The 25,094-nt window shown below is 49.8% G+C and carries 20 protein-coding genes and 1 tRNA gene; 10 read left to right on the forward strand and 11 right to left on the reverse strand.

The window, feature by feature from the left end:
• Positions 1 to 4: 4 nt before the first annotated feature.
• On the forward strand, positions 5 to 628 hold the full coding sequence (locus tag GRF55_RS10210) for a Crp/Fnr family transcriptional regulator (RefSeq protein ID WP_220368305.1): 624 nt from the start codon (positions 5 to 7) through the stop codon (positions 626 to 628).
• A gap of 104 nt (positions 629 to 732) precedes the next feature.
• Here the strand turns inward: GRF55_RS10210 and hcp are convergent, their stop codons facing one another.
• The gene (gene hcp / locus GRF55_RS10215) at positions 733 to 2,391 is read right to left on the reverse strand and encodes a hydroxylamine reductase (protein WP_220368306.1); all 1,659 of its coding nucleotides are present in this window, start codon (positions 2,389 to 2,391) and stop codon (positions 733 to 735) included.
• Between the two features lie 232 nt (positions 2,392 to 2,623).
• On the opposite strand from hcp, the gene GRF55_RS10220 reads away from it, so the two are divergent.
• Positions 2,624 to 2,944 carry a cupin domain-containing protein gene (locus GRF55_RS10220; RefSeq protein ID WP_220368307.1) on the forward strand — a complete coding sequence of 107 codons (321 nt, stop codon included), beginning with the start codon at positions 2,624 to 2,626 and terminating at the stop codon, positions 2,942 to 2,944.
• Between the two features lie 77 nt (positions 2,945 to 3,021).
• Here GRF55_RS10220 and asnS read toward each other — a convergent pair whose 3' ends face one another.
• From asnS to GRF55_RS10255, 7 genes are all read right to left on the reverse strand, one after another.
• Entirely contained in the window at positions 3,022 to 4,470 is a 1,449-nt protein-coding gene (asnS, locus tag GRF55_RS10225) for an asparagine--tRNA ligase (protein WP_220368308.1), read from the reverse strand.
• Positions 4,471 to 4,492: 22 nt separating this feature from the next.
• Positions 4,493 to 5,854, reverse strand: coding sequence for a pseudouridine synthase (locus GRF55_RS10230; RefSeq protein ID WP_220368309.1), 1,362 nt, complete (start codon positions 5,852 to 5,854; stop codon positions 4,493 to 4,495).
• A gap of 59 nt (positions 5,855 to 5,913) precedes the next feature.
• Positions 5,914 to 7,263 (reverse strand): adenylosuccinate lyase, encoded by a 1,350-nt coding sequence (purB, locus tag GRF55_RS10235; RefSeq protein ID WP_220368310.1) that lies wholly within the window; start codon positions 7,261 to 7,263, stop codon positions 5,914 to 5,916.
• A 256-nt stretch (positions 7,264 to 7,519) separates the two neighbouring features.
• Positions 7,520 to 8,953, reverse strand: coding sequence for a beta-Ala-His dipeptidase (gene pepD, locus GRF55_RS10240; protein WP_220368311.1), 1,434 nt, complete (start codon positions 8,951 to 8,953; stop codon positions 7,520 to 7,522).
• 106 nt (positions 8,954 to 9,059) lie between these two features.
• The gene (locus GRF55_RS10245) at positions 9,060 to 9,548 is read right to left on the reverse strand and encodes a hypothetical protein (RefSeq protein WP_220368312.1); all 489 of its coding nucleotides are present in this window, start codon (positions 9,546 to 9,548) and stop codon (positions 9,060 to 9,062) included.
• A 188-nt stretch (positions 9,549 to 9,736) separates the two neighbouring features.
• On the reverse strand, positions 9,737 to 10,150 hold the full coding sequence (locus tag GRF55_RS10250) for a 5-fold beta-flower protein (protein ID WP_220368313.1): 414 nt from the start codon (positions 10,148 to 10,150) through the stop codon (positions 9,737 to 9,739).
• 2 nt (positions 10,151 to 10,152) lie between these two features.
• On the reverse strand, positions 10,153 to 10,746 hold the full coding sequence (locus tag GRF55_RS10255) for a DUF3828 domain-containing protein (protein ID WP_220368314.1): 594 nt from the start codon (positions 10,744 to 10,746) through the stop codon (positions 10,153 to 10,155).
• 1,026 nt (positions 10,747 to 11,772) lie between these two features.
• Here GRF55_RS10255 and GRF55_RS10260 point away from each other — a divergent pair.
• Positions 11,773 to 11,857: transfer RNA gene (locus GRF55_RS10260), tRNA-Leu, on the forward strand.
• Positions 11,858 to 12,112: 255 nt separating this feature from the next.
• Here the strand turns inward: GRF55_RS10260 and GRF55_RS10265 are convergent.
• From GRF55_RS10265 to GRF55_RS10275, 3 genes are read right to left on the reverse strand one after another with little or no spacing between them, the layout of a single operon-like run.
• Positions 12,113 to 13,120, reverse strand: coding sequence for a S41 family peptidase (locus GRF55_RS10265; protein ID WP_220368315.1), 1,008 nt, complete (start codon positions 13,118 to 13,120; stop codon positions 12,113 to 12,115).
• Positions 13,117 to 13,956 (reverse strand): DUF3316 domain-containing protein, encoded by an 840-nt coding sequence (locus tag GRF55_RS10270; RefSeq protein WP_220368316.1) that lies wholly within the window; start codon positions 13,954 to 13,956, stop codon positions 13,117 to 13,119. The genes GRF55_RS10265 and GRF55_RS10270 overlap by 4 nt, the downstream gene beginning before the upstream one ends.
• Positions 13,946 to 16,627 carry a DNA gyrase/topoisomerase IV subunit A gene (locus GRF55_RS10275; protein ID WP_220368317.1) on the reverse strand — a complete coding sequence of 894 codons (2,682 nt, stop codon included), beginning with the start codon at positions 16,625 to 16,627 and terminating at the stop codon, positions 13,946 to 13,948. Before GRF55_RS10275 ends, GRF55_RS10270 begins: the two co-directional genes overlap by 11 nt.
• A 336-nt stretch (positions 16,628 to 16,963) precedes the next feature.
• Between GRF55_RS10275 and GRF55_RS10280 the strand changes: the two genes are divergently transcribed.
• The 7 genes from GRF55_RS10280 (at position 16,964) to GRF55_RS10310 (ending at position 25,037) form a co-directional block, all read left to right on the forward strand.
• The gene (locus GRF55_RS10280; RefSeq protein WP_220368318.1) at positions 16,964 to 18,814 is read left to right on the forward strand and encodes a carbohydrate-binding domain-containing protein; all 1,851 of its coding nucleotides are present in this window, start codon (positions 16,964 to 16,966) and stop codon (positions 18,812 to 18,814) included.
• A gap of 12 nt (positions 18,815 to 18,826) precedes the next feature.
• Entirely contained in the window at positions 18,827 to 19,486 is a 660-nt protein-coding gene (locus GRF55_RS10285) for a histidine kinase (RefSeq protein WP_220368319.1), read from the forward strand.
• A 224-nt stretch (positions 19,487 to 19,710) separates the two neighbouring features.
• On the forward strand, positions 19,711 to 20,448 hold the full coding sequence (locus GRF55_RS10290) for a helix-turn-helix domain-containing protein (RefSeq protein ID WP_220368320.1): 738 nt from the start codon (positions 19,711 to 19,713) through the stop codon (positions 20,446 to 20,448).
• A gap of 416 nt (positions 20,449 to 20,864) precedes the next feature.
• The gene (locus tag GRF55_RS10295; RefSeq protein ID WP_220368321.1) at positions 20,865 to 22,022 is read left to right on the forward strand and encodes a site-specific integrase; all 1,158 of its coding nucleotides are present in this window, start codon (positions 20,865 to 20,867) and stop codon (positions 22,020 to 22,022) included.
• A gap of 34 nt (positions 22,023 to 22,056) precedes the next feature.
• Complete coding sequence (locus GRF55_RS10300; RefSeq protein ID WP_220368322.1) at positions 22,057 to 22,467, forward strand: helix-turn-helix domain-containing protein; 411 nt, start codon at positions 22,057 to 22,059, stop codon at positions 22,465 to 22,467.
• 60 nt (positions 22,468 to 22,527) lie between these two features.
• Positions 22,528 to 23,346 (forward strand): hypothetical protein, encoded by an 819-nt coding sequence (locus GRF55_RS10305; protein ID WP_220368323.1) that lies wholly within the window; start codon positions 22,528 to 22,530, stop codon positions 23,344 to 23,346.
• A gap of 362 nt (positions 23,347 to 23,708) precedes the next feature.
• Positions 23,709 to 25,037: a plasmid recombination protein gene (locus GRF55_RS10310; protein WP_220368324.1), complete on the forward strand. Its 1,329-nt coding sequence runs from the start codon at positions 23,709 to 23,711 to the stop codon at positions 25,035 to 25,037.
• The last annotated feature ends 57 nt before the right edge of the window (positions 25,038 to 25,094 follow it).

Raw genomic sequence — 25,094 nt, forward strand, 5'->3', positions numbered from 1 at the left:
AACAATGGAACAACTAATAGACCAAATCTGCAAAGCACCTATATTTGAGGGATGCTGCAAGCAAACTTTAGCCAACTTGCTTTCAGCCACTCCTCATCGCATTCGCCATAAAGACAAAGAAGATATTATTGCGTATATGGGCGATAAGTGTGATGACATCATGATGCTTGTAGATGGTACTATATATACTACAATGACTAATCAAGACGGTAAAGAAATTGTAGTAGAAACACTCACAGGTCCAACTCTATTTGCACCAGCCTTCGTTTATGCCAAGCAAGGCAACCTGCCTGTAAACATTATAGCAAAAGAACATTGCACATTATTATATATAAGCAGAAACTCTTTTGCTGATTTGCTACATAAAGACAAACTGCTTATGATGAATTTCATCGCAATCATATCCGACCGCTGCCAGCGCCTCAGCCGCAGGGTCAACGACTTTGCGCTGCAATCTCTGAAAGTACGTGTTGTTGAATACTTGAAGATTCACAGAAGAATTGAAAACGTAGGATGGCTTTCACGCATACTCGGCGTTGCCCGTCCTTCGCTTTCAAGGATTCTGTCAGAACTTAAAGCTGAAGGCATAATTGAAAGGACGCTCGACGGAATAGAACTTAAAAGGTAAGATTACTACTAAAAACAAAAACTCGCCGACAGTAATCAGACTTACCATCAGCGAGTAAAGGAAATAATTGCATTTTGTTTTTACTATTATAAAAAGGGATGAATTTATTTCCAACCAATATATTTCTCTATATCTTCTTCTACACTTGTGATTGTTCCTAATCCGAATGAGTCAACAAGAACTTTCATAACTCCTTCTGAAACAAATCCTGGAAGCGTAGGTCCTATGTGTATATTCTTAATTCCCAGCGAAAGAAGGGCGAGCAATACTATAACAGCCTTCTGCTCATACCATGCAATATTGAAAAATATAGGTAAATCGTTTATGTCATTTGCTCCGAATATCTCTTTTAATTTGAGCGCAACAACAGCCCACGAATAAGAGTCATTACACTGTCCAGCATCGAGCACGCGTGGTATACCGTTTATGTTACCAAGATTTAGTTTGTTGTATTTATATTTTGCGCATCCACTTGTCAGTATCACAGTGTCTGCAGGTAACAATTTAGCAAAGTCGGCATAATAGTTTCTGCTTTTCATTCTTCCGTCACAACCACCCATTACAACAAACTTACGTATTGCTCCAGACTTCACTGCATCTACTATTTTGTCGGCAAGTGCAAATACCTGTGCATGAGCAAAACCTCCAACAATTTCGCCAGACTCTATCTCTGCAGGAGCCTTGCAGTGACGAGCCATTTCTATTACTTCAGAGAAGTCTTTCTTTCCGTCAGCATCTTCTTCAATATGCTTCCATCCAGGATACCCCGTTGAATTTGTCGTAAACACTCTGCCACTATAACTTGCATTGGCAAGCGGCGGAACAATGCAGTTTGTAGTAAAGACTATCGGTCCATTGAAAGATTCAAACTCTTCCTTTTGTTTCCACCAGGCATTTCCATAGTTTCCTACGAGATGCTTATACTTCTTCAGTTCAGGATAGTAATGGGCTGGCAGCATCTCGCTATGGGTATATATATCTATCCCTTTGCCTTCCGTCTGTTGCAGCAACTGCTTTAAGTCGGCAAGGTCATGACCTGATATGAGTATGCCAGGATTATTGCCCACTCCTATGCTAACCTTTGTAATCTGAGGATTACCAAAAGCGGTAGTATTTGCTTCATCAAGCAGTGCCATTACGTCAACGCCATACTTGCCTGTATTCAGAACATTATCAAGCAATGTTTTCATGTCTGCTTTAGGATTAGATATAACGCTCAGAGCCTTGCACATGAAATCAATTATCTCCGCATTTCGTTTGCCTAAACGCGTAGCATGCTCATAGTAGGCTGCCATACCTTTAAGTCCAAGCACCGTCAGTTCCTTCAGAGATCGCAGGTCCGCATCTTCGTTTCTCAAAATACTTTCACGCTCACCCTCTTCCAAATAGTCGTTTTTCTCACCACCCCATCTAACCTCTTGATAAGTTGGAAGTTGAACACCAACCCTCTCTGCTGTGAGAATCAAATCGCGCTTTATAGCAATGCCACAGTCAACTTTACGAAGAATTGAGTTGTCATCGAAATTGGCGTTAGTAATTGTCGAGAACAAAGCATCAACTATAAAATCCTCTGTCCTCTTGTCACTTTCTAGACCTGCCTTACTCAGTTCGTGCTGAATTGTTCCAACACCACGCACAACACTTAGCAACAAGTCTTGCCATCGTGCCGTCTCTGGCAGTTTACCACAAACACCTTTCACTGTACATCCCGTACCTCTCGCTGTTTCCTGACATTGGAAACAAAACATCTTGTTTTCGTTCATAATTATTTTGTTTTTTATTTATCAGTTAGCAAAAATACAAACCTATAACAAACACTGTGGTTACAAATGTTACATTTAACATTTTTTATTTCAACTTTCAATCTCGTTCTTTGTCTAACGGTCAACTAACTTAATAATTCTGAAATGTAACGATTGTTACCCAAATCATTTCTACTAATATATATATTTGTCACACAAAGCAACAATATAAACCTTTAAAAAACATAAGACAATGGCAAAGTTTAAAAAAGGATTAGCACTTGATCCAAATGAAATTGTAAACTATCAGGAAGATGGAATCGTAAGTATGGAACTTCTTCACGACAACAATGGCAGCATTACTGTCTTCGCATTTTCCAAAGGTCAGCAACTTAGCCCTCATTCAGCCCCGATGGATGCACTAATACAAGTAACCGACGGTTCTATGACAATGTTGCTAAACGGAATGGAACACACCATAAAGGCTGGCGAGATATTCATGATATCAGCAGGCGAAATTCACAGCGTGCGTGCCGACAGCGACTTCAAAATGATTATTACCATGATTAAATAATGTCAGAGAAAAACAAGAGGTCGTGTCAAAAGTAACTGGCACGACCTCTTTCTGTTTATTTAAGTGGCATCTTTCGTCTAAAACTCCGCATTGTTCGGCGTTCTTGGGAACGGAATGACGTCGCGAATATTCTGCATACCCGTCACAAACAGTATCAGACGCTCGAAGCCAAGTCCGAATCCGCCATGCGGGCAGGTGCCGAACCGCCGTGTGTCCATATACCACCACAAATGAGTGGTATCCATCTTCCGGCGCTCCACTTCGCTCATCAGTTTGTCATAACTTTCCTCACGCACCGAGCCACCGATGATTTCGCCGATTTGCGGGAAGAGCACGTCTGTTCCTTGCATGGTCGGTCCGGGAGCTACTGCCCCTTTGTAACCTATCGAGCCACCGTCGGTTGTCGGCTCGTTCTGCTTCATATAGAACGACTTGAACTCTCGCGGATAGTCGGTCATGATGACTGGTTTCTTGAAATGTTCCTCCACCAGATAGCGCTCGTGCTCACTGGCAAGGTCATCGCCCCAGTTGCAGGGGAACTCAAACTTCTTGCCGTTCTTCATTGCCTCCTGCAGAATATTGATTCCTTCGGTATAGGGGAGACGCACGAACGTTTCCTTGAGCACACCCTCCAAGCGTTGGAGGAGTGTCTTGTCAATCATCTTATTGAGGAATTCCAGGTCGTCCTTACAGTTATCGAGCGCCCATTTCACGCAATACTTGATGAAATCCTCTTCCAGGTCCATCAGCTCCTGCTGGTCGATGAACGCCACCTCCGGCTCAATCATCCAGAACTCTGCCAAGTGGCGCGGTGTGTTGCTGTTCTCCGCGCGGAATGTCGGTCCGAAGGTATAGATGGCTCCGAGTGCCGTTGCACCGAGCTCGCCCTCCAGCTGTCCGCTGACGGTCAGCGATGTCTGCTCGCCGAAGAAGTCATCGTCATAGACAATCTTCCCGTCGTCACCTTTCTTCAGGTCATAGAGGTTCTTCGTCGTCACCTGGAACATGTTTCCTGCACCCTCACAGTCACTGGCTGTGATGATGGGCGAATGGAAATAGAAGAATCCGTGTTCATGGAAGTAGGTGTGAATAGCCATTGCCATGTTATGACGGATGCGCATCACTGCTCCGAAGGTATTGGTACGCAGACGCATGTGGGCATGCTGACGCATATATTCGAAGCTCTGCCCTTTCTTCTGCATCGGATAGTCACTTCCGCAAGTGCCATAGATTTCCAGCTCGTGGCATTGTATCTCCACGCTCTGACCGGAACCCTGACTCTCAACCAGTTCGCCCGTTGCGGTAACGCATGCTCCCGTCGTGATTTGCTTGAGCATATTCTCGTCAAATTTCGATGGGTCAACGACTATCTGCACGTTGTGGATGGTCGAGCCGTCGTTCAGGGCGATGAAGTCAACTGCCTTACTGCTACGATGTGTGCGGACCCATCCTCTTACGTTGACGATACTTCCGTAGTCTGTTCTTTTCAGGACGTCCTTTACTTTTGTTCTACAAATTGTTTCCATCTTATAATTTTCCTGTTATTCATTACTCAAATGCACCCATTCGGAGCATATCCACTTCTTTTTCAGTCAAGAAACGCCAATCGCCGCGACGCACGTTCTTCTTCGTCAGTCCGGCAAACTGAACGCGGTCGAGTTTTATCACGCGATAGCCCAGCGATTCGAAGATGCGTCTTACGATGCGGTTTCTTCCGCTGTGAATCTCGATTCCTACTTGTTTTTTATCTGTTTCGCTGGCATAGTCAACAGCGTCTGCCTTGATGTCGCCGTCGTCCAGCGTGATTCCGTCGCGAATCTGCTGCAAATCGTGTGCCGTCACGTTCTTGTCCAAGAAGACGTGATAGATTTTCTTCTTCAAGAATTTCGGGTGTGTCAACTTGCTGGCAAGGTCACCGTCATTGGTCAACAGCAACACGCCGGTCGTTCCGCGGTCCAAGCGTCCCACCGGATAGATACGCTCCGGACAGGCATTCCTCACCAGGTCCATCACGGTCTTACGCTGCTGCGGGTCGTCACTCGTAGTCACATAGTCCTTGGGCTTATTCAAGAGGACATACACTTTCTTCTCGAGTGTCACGGGCTGGTCGTGGAACAGCACTTCGTCCGTGCGGGCAACCTTGGTGCCCAGCTCCATAACGACGTCGCCGTTCACTTTCACCACGCCTGCCAGGATGAAGTCGTCGGCTTCCCTGCGGCTGCACACACCGGCATTTGCGAGGTATTTGTTCAAACGTATCGGCTCGTTCGGGTCGATATGGTCTTCCCGATACTCGATACGTTTCTTCATATTATATTTCGGATGGGCTGGACGCGGACGGAAGCCTTGTGGCTGATAGCCTTGATAGGTCTGATAGCCTCTTCCTCCATAGCCGCCCTGACGGGGCTGATAGCCTTGTTCACCTTGATTGTAGCGTGGACGAAAACCGCCCTGACGGGGTTGGTAGCCTTGCTCACCCTGATTGTAGCGTGGACGATAGCCACCCTGGCGGGGCTGGTAGCCTTGCTCACCCTGACTATAGCGCGGACGGAAGCCGCCCTGACGGGGCTGATAGCCTTGTTCGCTCTGACTGTGGTGCGGACGATAGCCGCCTTGCTGGCGCTGTCCGTAACCCTGATAAGACGTGTTCGGATTCATTCGGGGACGATAAGGACGCTGCGAACCGGAAGACTGAAGTCCTGCTCCGAATCCTTCCGGACGGAAACCGTCATGATCATTCTGGAATGTGGGTCGTTCAGTGTTGTAAGTGCGCTGTGCCTGAATACGCGGACGCTGTGTACGTCCTACTTTACGGTAACCGGGCATCTGTCCTCCTTCTGCGTGGTCCTCACGGCTGCTTGCATACTGTTCGTTAGACAGTGCGTCATTTTTTAATTCTTGATCACTCATAGTTCTTTCTTTTGTTTTTTTTAATTACGTTGCCTCACGGCTAAAATATCTCTTAAAATCTATCTGATTCCTGTATAGTTGTGCGGGGTGATTGCTTTCAGTTCTGCCTTCACCTCACCGCTCACGTTCAGCGTGTCTATGAATTCATGTATCGCCTGTTCCGTCATCTTCGCATGGGTGCGTGTCAGTGCTTTCAGTGCCTCGTAGGGCTTCGGGTAGCCTTCTCTCCGCAGGATGGTCTGGATGGCTTCTGCCACGACTGCCCATGTGTTATCCAAGTCGGCTGCCACCTGCTCTTCGTTGAGAATCAGTTTGCGAAGTCCTTTCAGCGTGCTTTGTATCGCAATCAGCGTGTGTCCCAACGGAACGCCCACATTGCGCAGCACGGTCGAGTCGGTAAGGTCGCGCTGCAGACGGCTCACCGGCAATTTCTGGGCAAGGAACTGGAACAGGGCGTTGGCTATTCCGAGATTGCCTTCCGAATTTTCGAAATCTATCGGATTCACCTTGTGCGGCATCGCACTTGAACCCACCTCGCCTGCCTTGATTTTCTGTTTGAAATAGTCTTCTGAGATATACATCCAGAAGTCACGGTCGAGGTCGAGGATGATTGTGTTGACACGGCGCAGAGCGTCGAACAATGCGCCCAGATTGTCGTAATTGCTGATTTGCGTAGTATATTCCTCGCGCTCAATGCCTAACCGCTCACTGAGAAACTTGTTGGAGAATGCGCTCCAGTCATATTGCGGATATGCCACGTGGTGGGCGTTGAAGTTACCGGTCGCACCGCCGAACTTCCCGGAAATCGGACACGCACGCAACTGTGCCAACTGGGTCTTCAGGCGATAGACATACACCATCACTTCCTTGCCGAGCCGCGTCGGAGATGCCGGCTGACCGTGTGTCCGCGCCAGCATCGGGATGTCTTTCCACTCCTCGGCAAGACTCTGCAGACAGGCTGTCAGCTCTTCCACCTGTGGCAGATACACCTCGTTCAAGGCATCTTTCACTGACAGTGGCACGCTCGTGTTGTTGATGTCCTGCGAGGTCAGTCCGAAGTGGATAAACTCCTTGTAGGCATCCAGTCCGCCGATGGTGTCAAAACGCTCCTTGATGAAATATTCAACGGCTTTCACGTCGTGATTCGTCGTCTGTTCTATCTCCTTCACACGACGGGCATCATCCACCGAAAAGTCCTTATAAATATGGCGCAGGTCGCCAAACAGACTGTGGTCGAATGTGGAAAGCTGAGGCAACGGCAATTCGCACAAGGCAATGAAATATTCTATCTCCACCTGAACACGATACCGGACAAGGGCATATTCCGAAAAATAGTTTGCCAATGGCTCTACTTTACTACGATAACGGCCGTCGATGGGCGAAATTGCTGTTAAATCCTCCATTTTCATTTGTCAATATTCTTTATAGGGGTGCAAATGTACTAAATTTATTCTGAAAACCATCTTTTTGCACATTTTTTAACGCTCTCTCACATTTTTAACACAAGATCCGAACATCCGCCACCCCACCCCTAAGAATTAAGAATTAAAAATTAAGAATGATGATTAGAGGGTGACAGGGTTTCCTTTTCAGTAATTTTTGCCTTCTCCCGTACGGCGGATTTCCAATCCGCCCCTACGACGGGGTTCGGTTTGGCTTAAATTCTCATTCAGCCAACCTTCTCAGCAATTCGAGGAACACCTTCCAGATGTCGTCAATCGTTGACAGCTCCACACGTTCGTTGGTTGAATGGGGCTCGACGATGCGCGGACCGATGCTCGCCATCTCTATGCCTGGATATTTCTGCACGAAGAAGCCGGCTTCGAGCACGAAATGCATGGCTACCTTGTGCGGATGCCATCCCAGCACGTCGTTGAACGTGTCTGAAACCATATTGATGAAGTCGGAGTGTTGGTTCTCCTGCCATGCCGGTGCCGACATGATGAGTTCCGAACTCCCGCCGTTCTCGCCGAACACCTTCTTAATCTCTTCTCCCAAGGCAATCATGTCGGCATCGATGAAACTCCGCGTGTGGGTCGATACGAACAGGTGGTCGCTTTCCGTAACGATTCGCCCCACGTTGTTCGATGTCTCCACCGTCCCTTCCATCGTCTCGCTCATCTTCACCACGCCCTGCGGAACCTGTTCCAGACAGAGCATCAGTGCCTCCATCGCCTTCCGCTCGATGACGGTGTCTTGCTTCTCACATTTCTCTATCACGCAGTGCACACCGGGGTCGTTCTCGCCGTATTCTTCCCGAATCCATTGGTTCAGACAGTCTTGTTGCGCCTTGACAAACTCTGCCGCCTCGCCGGAGGGCACACACACCACCACTTCTGCCGTCGAGGCGATGGACGCATTTGCCTCGCCCACCTGAATCGACGCCACGTCGAAGTCGTAGTCGTTGTATATCGCTGCCAGAAGCGCCCACGTCAGCACGACGGCACTCGCCCGTCCCTTGTTGATGTCCACGCCCGAGTGTCCGCCCTGTCCGCCTTCGATGCGCAGCCGGTACCACCGCCGTTTGCCTCCCGGTGCCGCTTGACGGTGGAAGGGGATGCGGTGGAACTGCAGGTAAGCGCCTGCCGCCCCTGTCGTGATGGTGTTGTAGTCTTCCGAATCGAGGTTAATCACCTTCCGCCCTTTGATGAAATCCGGGGAGAGGTGGGCTGCTCCCGACATGCCGTCCTCCTCGTTCGTGGTCGTCATCACCTCGAGCGGTCCGTGCACGATATTCTTGTCTTCCAGCACTGCCAGCGCCATCGACAGACCGATGCCGTTGTCGGCGCCGAGCGACGTGCCGCGCGCCTTCATCCAGCCATTTTCCTCGTATGCCTCGATGGGTGTATGGAGCGGGTCGTCCATCCCCACGCACACCATATCCATGTGGTTCAGTATCACGATAGGGGTCGCTCCCTCGCAACCGGGTGTCGCCGGCTTTCTAATCACTACGCAGTTCTGCTCGTCGCGATCATATTCCAGCCCCAGCCGCTTGGCAAAGTCACACAGAAAGTCTGCCACTTTCTCCTCGTGGTGCGACGGACGGGGCACCGCATTCAACTGTTTGAAAATCTCAAAAACGCGTTTTGTTGTACACATATCTTTATTTTGCTTTTAATTTGTTACACTCCTGTTTCTCATCCTCCCACCTACCTCCTACCTGACTCCTATGCAACTCCTACCTTTCAATTCGTAAGCAAGCGGGCTATTCCTCACCTTTCTTCCTGAATCCGAACATCCACCGGAGGGAATCTATCTGTTCGGCGCGGCGAATGATATCACCGATAATTGGCAGCCCGCGAAGACCATACAGGCGCACCCTGTTGACCTCGTCGGGGAGCACTTGCGTGAGGGCAGCACTGACCTGTTGCCGCGCCTGACTCTTCGCCGCTTCTGCCGCTGCTGTTTTTGCAGTGTTTTTCCGCTGGTCTGCGATGATTTCGTCCTTCGTCTTCTCCTCACCATCAATGAGGACTTTGGCATACGCCGAGCAACTCGCCACCAACTGGTTGTATTCTTCACTCAGCCCCGTTGTCAGCAGCTGCTGTTCAAACTGTCCCTGATCAGCACATTCGGCGGCAAGGGCATCCATCCGTGCGAAGAGGTCGTCAGCCCGCCGCTGCGCCTCTTCCGGCAGATTGTAATAATCGGTCAACGTCCGTTTGCGGACATCTGTCCAAGTTGTATTTCCCATCGTCATTCTATCATTTAAATGTTTCCTTTTTCTTATCACACAGGAGCAAACCGGCGTACCCGCCCACATGCCAAGACAGGATTTGCCTTCTCCCATTCACTTGCCTTCTCTCGTACGGTGGATTATCAATCTGCAAAGACCAGATTTGCCTTCTCCCGTACGGCGGATTTCCAATCCGCCCTCTCCCCTTAAAACATCCCGAAAAAGAAGAAGACTGCCGCCCACTCTTTCTTTATTCCCCGCGCATATCCAATGGTGGCGTTTGAACTGTTGCGCACCGTCCCGTCGCTCTCGACTCTTCCTATCATCGCGTTTGAACCGTTGCGGACAGTCCCGTCTCTCTCAATCCTTCCTATCATCGCGTTTGAACCGTTACGCACCGTTCCGTCGCTCTCAATCCTTCCTATCATGGCATTTGAACTGTTGCGCACTGTCCCGTTACTTTCAATCCTTCCTATCATGGCATTTGAACTGTTGCGCACTGTCCCGTTAGTCTCGATTTTCCCTATCGTTGCGTTCGATGCGTTGCGCACCGTCTGTGCCGTCGCTCCTACCGACAGGAACGCCGACAACACCATCATTAAAAACAGTTTTCTTCTCATTATCATTCATTTAAATATTCATCAATCGACCTTCCCCAATCCATGTCGTGTTTCAAATCGATGAAGTTGTCGATATACCACTTCCCTCGCTCAAAGACCATCTCCAGGCGCACGGGGATGTCCGACATATTGTGAAGGAGCAGCTCCACCACCGCCGTCCGCTCGTCCATCTTCACCACCTTGATGTCCTTTGCGTGGGGGTTGTCATAATCTTGTCCCATCACCCAGTAGTCGGCATCAAAAAACACCATTTCATCGGGATTTTGGGCATCTTTCTCCACTACCGCCCGGCACCGTTCGTTCCACGATTCCGAGCAGAAATCCTTGTCCAGGTCAACGCTGGGAACCGGCGTCTCTTCTCCCGGATTGCTGTGATAGGCAGCACTCACCGCGTCGTAAATCTCCTTCACGCGCCGCTCCACATCGGCAGCCGTCTGTTTTTGTTCCTCAACCGCTGCAGGTGCCGTGTCCGCCGGAGCCACACCCTGCGGTTCCTCCTGCCGTTCTTCCTTCTGATGACCGGGCGCACACCCTGCCAACCAAAACGCGAACAGCAACGCACCTATCCAAACCGTTCCCCTTGCCGTCATATTCATATCCATTTACTTTCCGCAAAGATAAACAAAATTCCCGAAACCATCGGCATTTTCACCACAAATTTCACTAATCACATTTTTACTTTATCATTTATCATTTAGCCAGGCGCTATTTCCCGAAAGCATCCGAAAACATCGAAGTGTCCGAAAACAAAGATTTTCGCATTTTTCGTCGTTTCAGTGTATTTTCGGAATACCATATCACTCAATTTATCATTTAGCGCAGCGTCTTCTCCCGTCAGGCACTCCCCTCCCTTCTTAGGGGAGGGGCAGGGGTGGGGTAAAAGGTTAGGATGGGTATAAACATACAAAAAAGGGCGTATAAATATACCGTTGAACTTTCGTTTTCCAAAAGTTGAACTTTTGCGCTCTAAAAGTTCAACTTTCACCGCCTAAAAGTTCAACTTTCGCAAGCTAAAAGTTGAACTTTTGGAACACCCCTCTTAACACACTGATTTGCAACCGTTTACAAACAGCAACCCAAAACTTCCACCCATGCATAAATATACAAAACCCAGGGTGATATAAAAACACACCTACACATTATTATATATAGGGGGCCCCTCCCTAACCCTTAAACCCCACCCCTGCCCCTCCCCTAAAAAGGGAGGGGAGCGCCTGACGGAAGAAAAACGCTAACTTCACTCCCCTAAAAAGGGAGGGGAGCGCCTGACGGGAGCGGATTGTAAATCCACCCGAACGAAAGAAAATACACGAAGCATGGGAACCCCACCCCTGCCCCTCCCCTAAGAAGGGAGGGGAGCGCCTGACGGAGGAAAGACACGCTAACTTCACTCCCATCCCTTCGGGAGGGGTTAGGGGTGGGTTCCTCCCTTCCCTTCGGGAGGGGTTGGGGGTGGGTTCACTCCCCTCCCTTCTTAGGGGAGGGGCAGGGGTGGGGTTTAAGGGTTATGGGGCTTCTTTCGGGCGATTTTTATTAACCGCAGATTGTGCTGTTCTCAAATTTATTTATTACCTTTGCACCCGAAAAGTTGGGATGCCCCCAACAAGGGAGCATACACGAAGGCGCCTGTGGCGGAATTGGCAGACGCGCTAGACTTAGGATCTAGTGTCTTACGACGTGCAGGTTCGATTCCTGTCAGGCGCACCACCATAAAAAAACGGGCGGGAGAATGCAATTGATTCCCCGCCCGCTTTTTTATTTCACAGATTCATTTGCGTAGGGGCGGATGTTTCCGCCGAACGAGGGAAGGCAAATTTGAATTAAGAATTAAAAATTAAGAGTTAAGAATTATGATTAGAGGGTGCTTGGAGTAATCATATTTATCCATTATCAATTATCAATTAGAATATCCCTAACCATATTTATCAATTGTCCATTATCCATTATCAATTAGCTCAGCGTCTATTCCCTCAGCAGGCGGCGGGCATATTCGATGATGGTGTCTTCATTGCGCAGCTGGTCTGCCTGCAGCATATCTACCCGATGGTCGGGGTCGATGCCGAACTCCGTCACCTGTTTGTTAACGTCGTACATCGGACAGGCAGAGAAGCGTACACTCCATCCGCCGGGCAGCTCGCTGGAGAACGGCATACCGGCGCCGCCACCCGTGCGGTCGCCTACGACGATGACGTTGGGACAGCATTTCATGTATTTGACGAACTCGTTGGCTGCGCTGAACACCGAGCGGTTGGTCAGCACACACACCTTCTTGTGCCATCGCAGTCCAGTGGAGGGTTTCAGGCGCTGCTCCTCCATCTTCGAGAAGTCGTTGTGTCCTTTTCCTTTCTTATGCTGCATGTATCCCACGAGTATCTCTTTGTTGGTGAAGCGTGCCGCGAGTTTCTCGGCAGAGGTAATCATTCCGCCACCGTTGTTGCGCACGTCAATAATCAACGCGTTGCAGGTGAGCATATAGTTGAGGATGTCGTCGAGATTGCCCGACCCGAAGTCGTTGGCGAACGACCCGCAATAGATATACCCGATGTTGTCGTCGAGTATCTTGTAGCGCAGTCCCGTCGCTATGAGATAGTCGGTTCCGAGGTAATGGCGCTGGAGGGTGTCGGAGAAGTTCTTGGGATAGTCTTCGTGCCACGACCAGTTGCGTGCCATGTCGAAGGAGGAATAGAGATTGACGTGCCCGTCGCGCAGTTCTGAGAGCATGTTGCTCAGCACTTCAAACTGCTGATGTTCTGTCATTCCGTCATCGAACTGGCGGGAATAGCGCGCATAGACCTCGTTCCAATCCACGCCCAGCGTTTGCTTTTTATAATCGAAAAAGCAGTAGTGCTCGTCCATGATTTTCCACAACGCTTCGAAATTTCCGTGCGGTGTGTCGGGAAATTCGTCCTCGTCGATGCACGAGGCGAGGGGGAAAGTCAGGCATAACAGGAGGTATAGAATCTTTTTCATGGGAGCAGATGGGTTAGGGAGAAGTTTTTGACGATACCGATGACAATCATGTGGCTGTAGTTATGATATTTCAGGTTGTTCACCTTCGCCTGCTGATAGTCGCCGTAGTAGCCGATGCGCACCCATGTCTTTGCCACGGGGAAGTCGAAAGAGAGCATGTGTCGGAACGAGGGGGTGCTCACGATAGTGGTCGGCACGATGTTGTGGTCGTAGTTTCCCTCGTTGAAAATCTCGTAGTAAGACTGTCCGTAGTTGGGTGAGAACATCACGCCGACGAGCGGAAACTGCACGTCGTAGTTCAGGTGGCAGTGTTTCTTAAATGCCCACATCTCGTAGCGGATGCCTGCCGATGGTGCGAGATTGACGGAGAGGCGTGCCTGAGCGGGGTTGTTCTGGTTGCGGGTGTTATAGAGAAAGCCGAGACTGGCATCGATGCCACCACCCGCATGCACCTGCAGCTGGTTGCTGAACAGGCTCCAGTTGTAGTGCACGGCATACTGGAAGTTGTACAAGCCGCCCAGTTCGTTGTTGTTGTCGGCACGGTTGTGGGTGTAGTTGAATTCCCCCTGATGGACCGTCCGATAGGAGATGTGCTTATGACGGTTGCTCTGCCGGTCGGTCATGGAGATATAGCGCAGGTCCAGTCCCTTGTATTTCTCGGGCGAGATGTAAGTGTCCAGGATATTTCCCACGCCTATTCCCAACATTTTCACATTGGTTCCGTTGACTACCCGAGTGCCCGATGCACCGTGCCAGTCATTGGGATTGCCCTTCTCGCTCTGTGCGAAAGTCCACAGCGGAATGGTGAGCAGCAGAAAAATCCATTTATTCTTCATCAGGGAAAAGACTTAGTTGTGTATTCTGTTCGTTATGTTCACCGTTCGGTTCGTCCGAAACGGGTATGTTCACAGTCTCCTCATCCGCCTCTTCAGTTTCCTCCGCCGGCTGTTCCTCCTGCGCTGGTGGCTCCGGGAAGCGGGTCGGCTCCAGTTCTTCGATATAGTCCACGTTCCAGGCAGTCACACGTTTGCCGTGTGCCTTGAATCCTTTTATGCCGACGAACTGCTCCAGCTCTATCTCCATCGGTGTGCGGAACACATCATTGCCGCCGAAATTCACCCGAATGCGAGGATAGGGACGATCGCTCAGATAGAGGAGTTTCGACTCAGGATTGTCGCTGAACCAGTTCTGGTGGCGCTTGGTTGCCTCCATCAGGAAGCGCTTGGCATAGAGTTGGTTCTTGTTGTCGGCATCGAACAGGACGGCTGTCCATACCTTGTCCTTATCATATTTCTCGATGCGCTCGATGTTGTCTTCATAATGGTTGTTCACATCGAAGTTGGTGATATAGAAGTCGCCGTTCTTCAGGACAATCAGGATGGAGTCGTCTTCGTTGAATTCTCCGAGCAGCAGTCCGTGCTCGTCGTAGTTCAGACGGTTCACGTCGGGGTCATACCACACCTTGCGTCCTCCGAGCGTGGAATGACCATGACTCTTCAGTCCGACGCGTGTCAGCGGATATTTACTCAGTATGTTTCCCTTAGAGATGCGCCCCTTGATGGGAACTTCGGAGAAGTCTTTCAAGACGAACGGGCGCTTGCGGTTTGCAGCGGGATCGAAAATGGCTTTGATCACTTCCGCCTCGCCGTTCGGATTGGCGGTCATATAGACGATTTTCGAGCCTGGTGTGCCCTGTGTGACATCGTATTCGCGGTCGCGGGTGATGGACGAGACGAAGAAGCGCTTGATGAAATACGTTCCCTGCTTGCCATCGCGATAGACCACGTTGTAGATTGTGCGCTTGTCGTTTTTCTTGAACACCTGCAGATGCACGATGTTTTTCCCAACAAACAGCTTGTCGGCTATACGCACCACCTTGTATTTTCCGTCCTTATAAAATATAATAATGTCATCGATGTCGGAGCAGTTGCAGACGAACTCGTCGCGTTTGAGTGCCGTTCCGATGAATCCCTCCTGGCGGTTGATATAGAGTTTTTCGTTTGCCTCAACCACCTTTACCGCCTCAATCGTGTCGAAGTTCTTGATTTCCGTCTGCCGTGGATGGTCGGCTCCATATTTCTCCCTGACATATTCGAACCACTTCACCGCCACGTCCGTCATGTGTGCCAGGTCGCGGTTGATGCCCTTCACCTCTGCCTTCATCTTTGCGATGGCTTCGTCAGCCTTGTCGCTGTTGAACTTGAGAATGCGCTGCATCTTGATTTCCAGCAACCGCAGGATATCGTCCTTGGTCACCTCGCGAATCATCTGCGGATAGAACGGTGTCAGCCGCTCGTCGATATATTCGCAGGCAGCATCGACGGTCGGTGCGTTCTCGAAAGGTTCGCCTTTATAGATACGCTCCTCAATGAATATTTTTTCCAATGAAGCGAAATGGAGTTGCTCGAGCAATTCGTCTTTCCGAATCTCCAGTTCGCGCTTGAGGAGCCGCTTCGTCTGTTCTGCCGATTTCTTCAGCACGTCGCTGACGGTCAGGAACTTCGGTTTGTTGTCTTCTATCACGCAGCAGTTCGGCGAGATATTGATTTCGCAGTCAGTGAAGGCATAGAGCGCATCAATCGTTTTGTCGCTCGAGATGCCCGGTGCGAGGTGTATCTGTATCTCGACGCTGGCGGCGGTGAGGTCTTCCACCTTGCGTGCCTTGATTTTACCTTTCTCTATGGCTTTGGTGATGCTCTCTATCAGTGACTCTGACGTTTTTGAGAAAGGTATTTCGCGTATGACGAGTGTCTTCTGGTCGAGTTTTTCTATCTTGGCACGCACCTTCAGACTGCCGCCACGCTGTCCGCCATTGTATTTCGACACATCGATAGAACCGCCTGTGGGGAAATCCGGATAGAGTTCAAACTCTTCGCCACGCAGACTTTTAATCGCCGCGTCGCAAAGTTCGTTGAAATTGTGCGGAAGAATCTTTGACGAGAGTCCGACGGCAATGCCTTCGGCTCCCTGAGCCAGCAGCAACGGGAACTTCACGGGCAGGGTGATAGGCTCTTTGTTGCGCCCGTCGTACGACATTTTCCAGTCGGTGGTCTTCGGATTGAACACCACGTCCAAAGCGAATTTCGACAGCCGTGCCTCGATGTATCGTGGAGCAGCGGCACTCGAACCCGTCAGGATGTTTCCCCAGTTTCCCTGCGTATCCACCAGCAGGTCTTTCTGTCCCATCTGCACCAAGGCGTCGCCTATTGAGGCATCGCCGTGGGGGTGGAACTGCATGGTATGTCCGACGATGTTCGCCACCTTGTTATAGCGCCCGTCATCCATCCGTTTCATCGAATGCAGGATGCGTCGCTGCACGGGTTTCAGTCCGTCGCTGATATGGGGTACGGCACGCTCGAGGATAACGTAACTGGCGTAATCCAAGAACCAAGTCTCATACATTCCACTCAAATGACGGACGGCTGATGCATCAAACTTATTTCCCGGGCGATAATCACTTCTTGCTTCTTCCTCCTGCTGAGGCATTTCTTCTATATTTTCATCCATATTCTTTCTATTTCACAATCTATTACGACGTTACAAAGTTACGATTAAGTGAGCGAAAAACCAAATTTTATTTGAGTTTTTCCGCGTGAGAAGTTCCCTTGAGCTATGCGAAAAACTTGGGCGAAGCCAATGTTACGAAAAAAATCGAGCGAAAAACAAAGCAAATTCATTTGTTTTTCATTATTTTCCCGTATCTTTGCACTAACGACAGACGAAACAGAACCACACCTTTCACTGAAGAAAACAGCCAATCCGCTGATTGTTTTTGCAAATGAGAAGAAATCAGCTTTCCTTTGCAACATCAACAAGGTATTAACACAAAAAAGAAAGGATTGCATGATGAAAAGATTCAGATTTATATGGACGCTGCTGGTGACGGCAATGATTGTTGCCTGCACTACGGATAATGACATCACTGCTGATTTCGACCCGGGAATGTCTTTCCCTGAAGCAGAAGGTGGAACGTCTGCCAATATCGGGGAACTGACCTCGTTCGATGTTGCCGTCAACAAGGTGGCACTCAGCGAGACGGAAACTTATGCTGCCGACGATGAGGATATTCTGGAAAACAACACCTTCGATGACGTGATTTCCATCAACTACACAGGAACCTCAACTACCGTCAGCGGTACGATAGACGGTGTGACTATAGAAACCAACGGTGCAAACGTGACCGTTAATTCGACTGTCAAAGGAGTGAGATATGACCTGAGCGGCTCCACCACAAACGGGTCGTTCAAAATCTACAGCGACAAGAAGTTCGAAATCAACCTCAATGGTGTGGATATCACCAACCCGAGTGGACCTGCGATTAACAGTCAGAGCAAAAAACGCACCTATATTAATATAGTACAGGGAACCGCCAATAAGCTTACCGACGGCACGTCATACACAAAATACGGTGAGGAAGACATGAAAGGAACCATTTTCGGAGAAGGCAAACTGCTCTTCAGCGGCAATGGCACACTCGAAATCTATGCCAACTGCAAGGCAGGTATCGCCAGCGATGACTACGTGAAATTTCGTCCGGGAAATAACATATACGTGAAATCAACTGCCGGCAACGGCATCAAAGCCAATGACTCCATCATCGTCAACGGAGGTGTCATCAACGTGGAGGTGAGCGGAACGGCTGCCAAAGGATTGTCGAGCGATGGAACCATCGAAATCAATGGCGGACGGACAACCGTCCTGACAAGCGGCGACGGCGAATGGGACGATACGGACAATGAAGTGAAAGCCTGTGCGGCAGTGAAATGCGACAGCACTTTCAACATGAATAATGGAGAACTGCTGCTCAAGAGTACAGGAAAAGGAGGAAAAGGCATCAGTGGTGACATCGACCTCAATTTCAACGGCGGAACGGTGAAAGTGATTACGACAGGAAAAATCTACGCCTACGGACAGTATTCCAACGTCAACGACCCCGACCGCATACCCGATGCCTACAAAACGTCACCGAAAGGTATTAAAGCAGACAACAACCTGAACATCTACGGCGGAAACATCATGGTACGCTGCACAGGTGGTGTCAACTCGGAAGGTATTGAGAGCAAAAACATCATGACCGTCAGTGGAGGAACCGTACAGGTTTACACCTACGACGATGCTATCAACGCTGCGAATGGACTCAAATTCACGGGTGGAGAAACATTCTGCTATGCCACCAACAACGACGCCATCGACTCTAACGGCACACTGATCGTCAGCGGAGGAGTGGTCATTGCCATCGGCTCAACACAACCAGAAGGCGGATTCGACTGCGACAACAGCACATTCACCATCACAGGCGGAACCGTAATCGGTATCGGAGGCGACACCTCCACCCCGACAGAAAGTGCCTGCAAGCAACCGGCAGTCATCCTCGGAGGCACCAACCTGTCGTCAGACACCTACATCGCACTTGCAAACAGTTCGGGCACCAATCTCTTCGCGTTCAAACTGCCACGCGCATACAGTCAATATACCCTCTTGCTCTCGTCGCCGGGATTGGCAAAAGGCAGCAAATGCACGGTTTCTTCCGGTGCAACAGTCAGTGGTGGAAGCAGCTTCAACGGGTTCGTAACAGGAGCAACGGTCAGTGGCGGCAGCAATCTGTTCAGCGCCACACTCTCGAAAATGGTCACCACCAGCAACTATAGCGGCATGGGCGGAGGCGGAGGCCCAATGGGAGGAATGATGCCATAACATTAAAACGTCATGAAAAGAAACTGTCTGAAAGAGAATCTTATTTACCTCGGGCTATGGATAATCTTGTTCATAGCCCCTCTCCTAAGTCTGTACATACGAACGGCTACAGATGCTACGACACCGTTCAACTGGAATGAAATCATGCAGATATGGAAAATGTTTGCGGTATTCCTCGCCATTTTCCTGCTGCACAACTTCCTGCTCGCCCCCCTGCTCATCTACAAACGGAAGAAACTGCTATACCTCCTCATCACAGCGCTCCTCTTGCTGGGGGTCGTACTCTTCGAGAGCCAACACAAGCCACCACTACCTCCCAGACGGGAAATACACGACAAGGACAGACACCCATCACCAATAAAGAACGGAAACGTATCACCTGACAAGCAGGCAGTAGGAAAGCGACACCGGATGCCGCCACCGCCGCCACTCGAGCAGCATCAACTGATTGCCGTGTTCATTCTCATACTCATGTTCGGCATGAACCTCGGCTTAAAATATTATTTCAAGAACGAGAATACGGCGAAAGCCATTCGCGAACTTGAAAGAAAAAACCTTGAGCAACAGTTGCAATATCTGAAATACCAGATCAACCCGCACTTCCTCATGGATTCTTCACCGATTAAATTAGGTCAAAACAAACCGAAACAAACCTTAAATCAAATCGTGTAAAACGCTGTCTTACAATTAACTCCGCTTAACTAACCTTATTCTTTGCCTATTGCGCGTTTGCCCCTTTTAGAGTAATTTTGTACCGCCATTGTACCTCGGGTGGATGAGCAGAGGGTTCGTAGGGTGTTCCCTTAAATCACCTTATTTCCTCTTAAATCCGCTTAATTGGTTTCCGTCAGGGACCATCCCCCGAAAAACGGCAGAAATTGACAAAATTACTCGATATGGGCAAGAATCAAACTTCACAAATTCCTAACATCCTTCTGTCCGTGAAGGATGCCTCCGTTGCCATCTCTGTCAGCTCAAAGATGGTGCGACTGCTTATTGCCTCCGGCAGACTGAAAGCCGTCAACCTCGGCAAGCGGATGACACGCATCAGCCTACAGGAACTTACAGACTTTGCCCAAAGGCAAGGTGGTAATGTCGTGCTACCTTCTTCATCCCTTCCTTTTAATAATAACAAAAGGGAAAAGAAGAATAGTATAACTACTGCCAAGCCAGAGACGGGCAACGTGAACAAGAGAGCCAAGTGCCGCATGACACCAGCCAGTGAGAAAGCCCCTGAAGATGTTACTCACAAAACCCATTATACTATGGCAGAGGTAATGAGCAAGTTCAACATCAAGTACGGTCGCCTGTATGAGATACGCAACCGCTATCAGTTGGCATCCGTTCATGCCTGGGGTACGACTGCCTTCAGGAAAAAGGATGTTGAGAAGGCTATTGCCAAGTACGATGAGGAACAAGGCAAGGCACAGCAGGAAGCATACTACACCTGCTTCGACATCATGCAGAAGTATGGTCTGGGTAAGACGCAAGTACGCCGTTTTGCCGAGACACACGGTGTCCGCATCAAGAAAACCAAAGGTGGCAGGGCTAATCTCTACCTCAAAGCGGACTGGGAAGCAGCCCGAAAGAATGCCGAGAAAACGAGTGCCAGCACCAAGGCGAAACGGACATGAAGCTGGATATGAGAATACAAATGTTGGTACTACTTGCAGCGATGGTTAGAACCAATCCTGCAATCCGAGGCTCAAAACGGCTGGTTTTAGACCGTTGTACCCCGATTGTAGCTTTGCTCTCTCTAACTTTGCAGTGCCGTCCGAAAAAGATGTACCCCTCCTTTGGAAGTGTCTTGAAGCCAATGGCAATAATAAATGCAGTGCAACTATCAGCCCCGTTTATAGTATGATTTTCGCAGCAATTTCATACTCAAACGCTAACTCAGGTTAAATATGATGCATTGAGGGTCAACATTTTAGGCGCAACCTAAACAAAGGGCGTAACTTTGCAATCGCTTGAAGTCCAGACCGCCCATGAAGGGCAGCAAAGGACAACCGAATATAGACAAATGTAATAACAATATAAAATAGCAGATATGACGAATTTATGTACCAAGGTCACAGTGCGGAAGCGACCCATCAAGAACGGGCAGACATCCCTTTATCTCGATTTCTACCCACCAATCCGCAACCCGAAGACTGGCCGTCTGTCACGACGCGAGTATCTAGGCTTATACATTTATTCCAACCCTACTGAGAAGTTTCAGCAGGAGTACAACCGCAGTATCATGCAGAAGGCAGAGCTTATCAAGTGCCGCCGCACGGAGTCCATCATCAACGAGGAGTTCGGTTTCCTCGACCGCTCCAAAGGTCAGGAGAGCTTTCTTGACTACTTCAAGCAGTGTATGAACAAGACAACCAACAAGGCAAACTGGGAGGCTGCCTACAAGCACTTCGTCAAATATTCGGGTGGCGAGTGTCGCTTCTGCGACCTCGATGTAGCGTATTGCCAGAAGTTTGTTGATTATCTTTTGTCGGCAGAGTGCTATCATAACGGCAAGCCGATGATGCCCACCACCGCCAATAACCACCTCGTAAAGCTGAAAGCCGCCCTTCGTATGGCATACGATGACGGACATATCAAGGAGAACATAGCCAAGAAACTTGTCAAGGCTAAAGGACACGGCAACAAGCGGCAGTACCTGACCAAGGAGGAACTTGTTGCGCTGTCCAAGGCTGAGTGTAAGAGTGATGTGCTACGCCGTGCCGGACTGTTCTCCTGCCTTACGGGTCTTCGCCTGTCCGACTGCATCCTGCTCCAGTGGGAGAACATCAAGAAGTCGGGCGATGGCGGCTGGGTGCTTGACATCACCACCAAGAAGACAAAGACCGATGCCATCCTGCCAATCAGCGAGGAGGCACTTGCCCTGTGCGGCGATCGTGGAGAGGGGCAGGTATTCAAGAAACTGACACCAAACCTGGTTGCCGCCCACCTCAAAGACTGGATAAAGGCTGCTGGCATCACCAAGCATATCACTTTTCACTGCTTCCGTCATACATTCGCCACCTTGCAACTGGCAGGAGGAACGGACATCTACACCGTAAGCAAGCTGCTTACCCACAGCAACCTTGCCACAACACAGGTGTATGCAGAGGTGGTCAACGAACTGAAACGTGACGCATCAGAGCGCATTTCATTGAAGGATGATGCCAGTGAAAGTGCCACTACAGACAAAGAAACACTTGCTCATTGATATACCATTCATTTATCAACTTCAATTCAATCACATGGATAATGTAACAAACAATCTCTCGTTCGACCAGTTGCCCAAGGCAGTCGGTGAACTCCTGACCAAGGTGGACTATGTGATTAGCCGCCTTGACGAAAAAAAGGAAGCGGACGGTTCATCCCCAATCCAGGATGATGACCAGATGATGACGATGGACGAAGCTTGTCAGTTCATTGGCAAGAAACGCTCCACGATGTACTCTCTCACCTCTGAGCGACGCATCCCATACCGCAAGCGTGGCAACAAGCTCTACTTCTTTAAGAAGGAACTCATTGAGTGGATCCAGAGCGGAGGGGCATACGACAAGCCTTATACCCTCTCCGAGCAGGAACAGGCAGAGTTTGATGCCCATCTGGAGCAAATGCGTGAGAAGAAACGGCACAAGCCAGCTGCCGTCCAGCAACAATGATTCTTACTTTCGGAGGTGGGACATGACAGTCCCACTTCCTCATTAAAACCACTTGTCATTATGCGATACGCCAATATCAGATACAGTACGCTTCTGAATGAAGCACAGTATGATTACCTGTCGGATGAATGCCAGGACATCAACCGTATGAAGTGTTTCAAGACCTTCATCCGTCTGGCGGTCATGGAACAGACAACCGTGACCAAGACCCATTTCTCAGCTGTCCTACAGCCTGGGCAGTTCATGGCTTCAAAGGTCGAGCTTTCCCTGATGTGGGGTTGCAACCGAAAGACCGCCACCAGAATCATCAGGGAGTTCAATCAGATGGGTATTCTCCGTTCTGAACCGTCAAACCGCACGACCATCCACACACTGTTGTGCCTGTCAGTCTGGTTCACGGATCAGCGGACAATCAAGAATCCTTTCTTTGTCAGCAACCCTATGGTTAAACCCATTGAGAAACCGACAAGACAGACTAACCATGTCCCACCTAAAAGCAGTGCAGAAACAGTTGAAGTCTGCAAGCCGACACCAACAACAGATTCAGGTGGGAGATCTTCTGCCGATACAGGCAACGTGACTAAGGTCATATCGTCCGAATTTCTGGCTGAAGTGAAGAAGGAGCATTGCCTTACTCCTTCTCTTTCCCTACCATCTAATGATAATCTACGCGAGCGCGTGAGTCCAGTCTGTCAGTCTTCAAGCGAAACTGTTGCTGACAACCGCCATTATCCAACAAGCAGCAATCTCCAGTCTGATGGTATGCGAGAAGAGAACAAACAACCTACTGTCGTGGAAGAGGCACAGCAGCTTTCTTGCCATCAAGACGAGAGCTTGCTCCAAGAGGTATCGACAGTAGGGAAAGAAATAGAGGCATGAGCACAGCGTGGCAGTCCGGGACGTGGTGCGGGGAGAAAAAGGCTTGCCTTGTTATAGCCCACTATAACTACACGCTCCGCTTTCGTAGTTGTGGGCTCTTCCGAGGGACTCATGGCTTTGCCCTAAGAACCCACAAGGCGCTGCCCTTGACCCGTTCAGGGCGCTGCCCCGAAACCTCGCTCATGAGTTTCACCCCTGAGAACCCGGACCAAAGAGTGACCTTCTCTCTGGACGCTCCGCTCAGTGGCATCTGCCCCCAAGACCCCTGAGCAGGAAGTGACTCTCTCCCTGCGCCCTCCAATCAAGGCTCCGCCCCGATACCCCGATGACCAATTATACAGCAAATCCACAAAAGCAGAAATATGGCAACAACAGCAAAAGCATCCGAGCACATCAAGCCGTGCAACATCTCCCAGAGTGAGCGGCACAACAGGAGGGACGCAGACTACATCGCATCCCTCAATCCTGCCATGCTTTACATCCGCAGAGACCTGGCCCATCTGAATGAAGTGTATGTCGCACCTGACATGGAGGGTGTCAGTCTTCAGCAGCACTATGACGACATCCGTATCATGGTGAAGCAGAAGACTGGCAGGGCGATGCAGGAGAAGGACGTGAAGTTTACCGACAAGAAAGGCAAGCAGCGTGTCCGTCAGGGGTGCAGCCCCATCCGTGAAGGTGTTGTGAACATCAAGCCCGACACGACGATGGAAGACCTTTTGCGCTATGCCGAAAGAGTGCATGAGAGGTGGGGCATCAGAGCCTTACAGATACACATCCATAAGGATGAGGGGCATTATGAGGACACTAACGACCCCGCATCGTGGGAACCGAACTACCATGCTCATATCATCTGGGACTGGATGAACCACGACACGGGCAAGTCCTTCAAGTTGAATGCTGAGGACATGTCTGCCATCCAAGATTTGGTAGCTGAGACATTGGACATGCAGCGAGGGCAGAAGAAGTCTGAGACAGGAATTGACCATCTGGAACGGAACGACTTCATCATCCAGAAGCAGGAGAACAAGAAGAAGCAGCTCCAGGAAGAGGCAAAGAAAGCCGCCGCCGAGAAGGAAGAAGCGGATGCAGAGGTCGAGGCGGCGAAAACGGAAGTGGCAGACTTGTGGAAGGAACACGACTATCTGACAAGTGCCAACCGCACGAAAGCAGAGCGCAGCAACCGGCTCGACCTTGACATCAGAACCAAGACGAACCGCTCCCAATCTCTTGATTGTACTATTGAAGCAAAAAAACAGGAGGTGGGTAAACTGTCAGCGAAAGCCGACGAGAAGCTGCGGGACTTCTACACCATTAAGGAGCGTGGCAACTGGCAAGACCCGATGTTCTTTGCCATGTCTGCCTATATCTACCGCATTGACGAGGGTTTGCAATTCTGCATCAAAGCCATCCAAGACTTTGCCTATTCGGGCTTCGGAGGTCGTGGTGGCAAGCATGGTGACATCTTCAGGGACAATGAGTCATACGCCATCATGCACTACATGAAGATGTTTGCCGAACTGGCAAGTGCCACCTTGAAGCAGGTGGCAGACTGGTTTGTATGGCTGGCAAGCACCTTGGGCAGGTTCAATGCCAACGAACTCAGACGTGCCGACCATGAAGTCCACGACATTGCCGATGGCAGATATGATGGGCGAATACAGAAGTTCCAGCAAGGGATATCGAGATAGGCCGCTGCTATATGATATAGCAGTCCGATAAATTGGAATTCACAATTCTGATATACT

Source organism: Prevotella sp. Rep29, from assembly GCF_019551475.1.
GTDB lineage: Bacteria > Bacteroidota > Bacteroidia > Bacteroidales > Bacteroidaceae > Prevotella.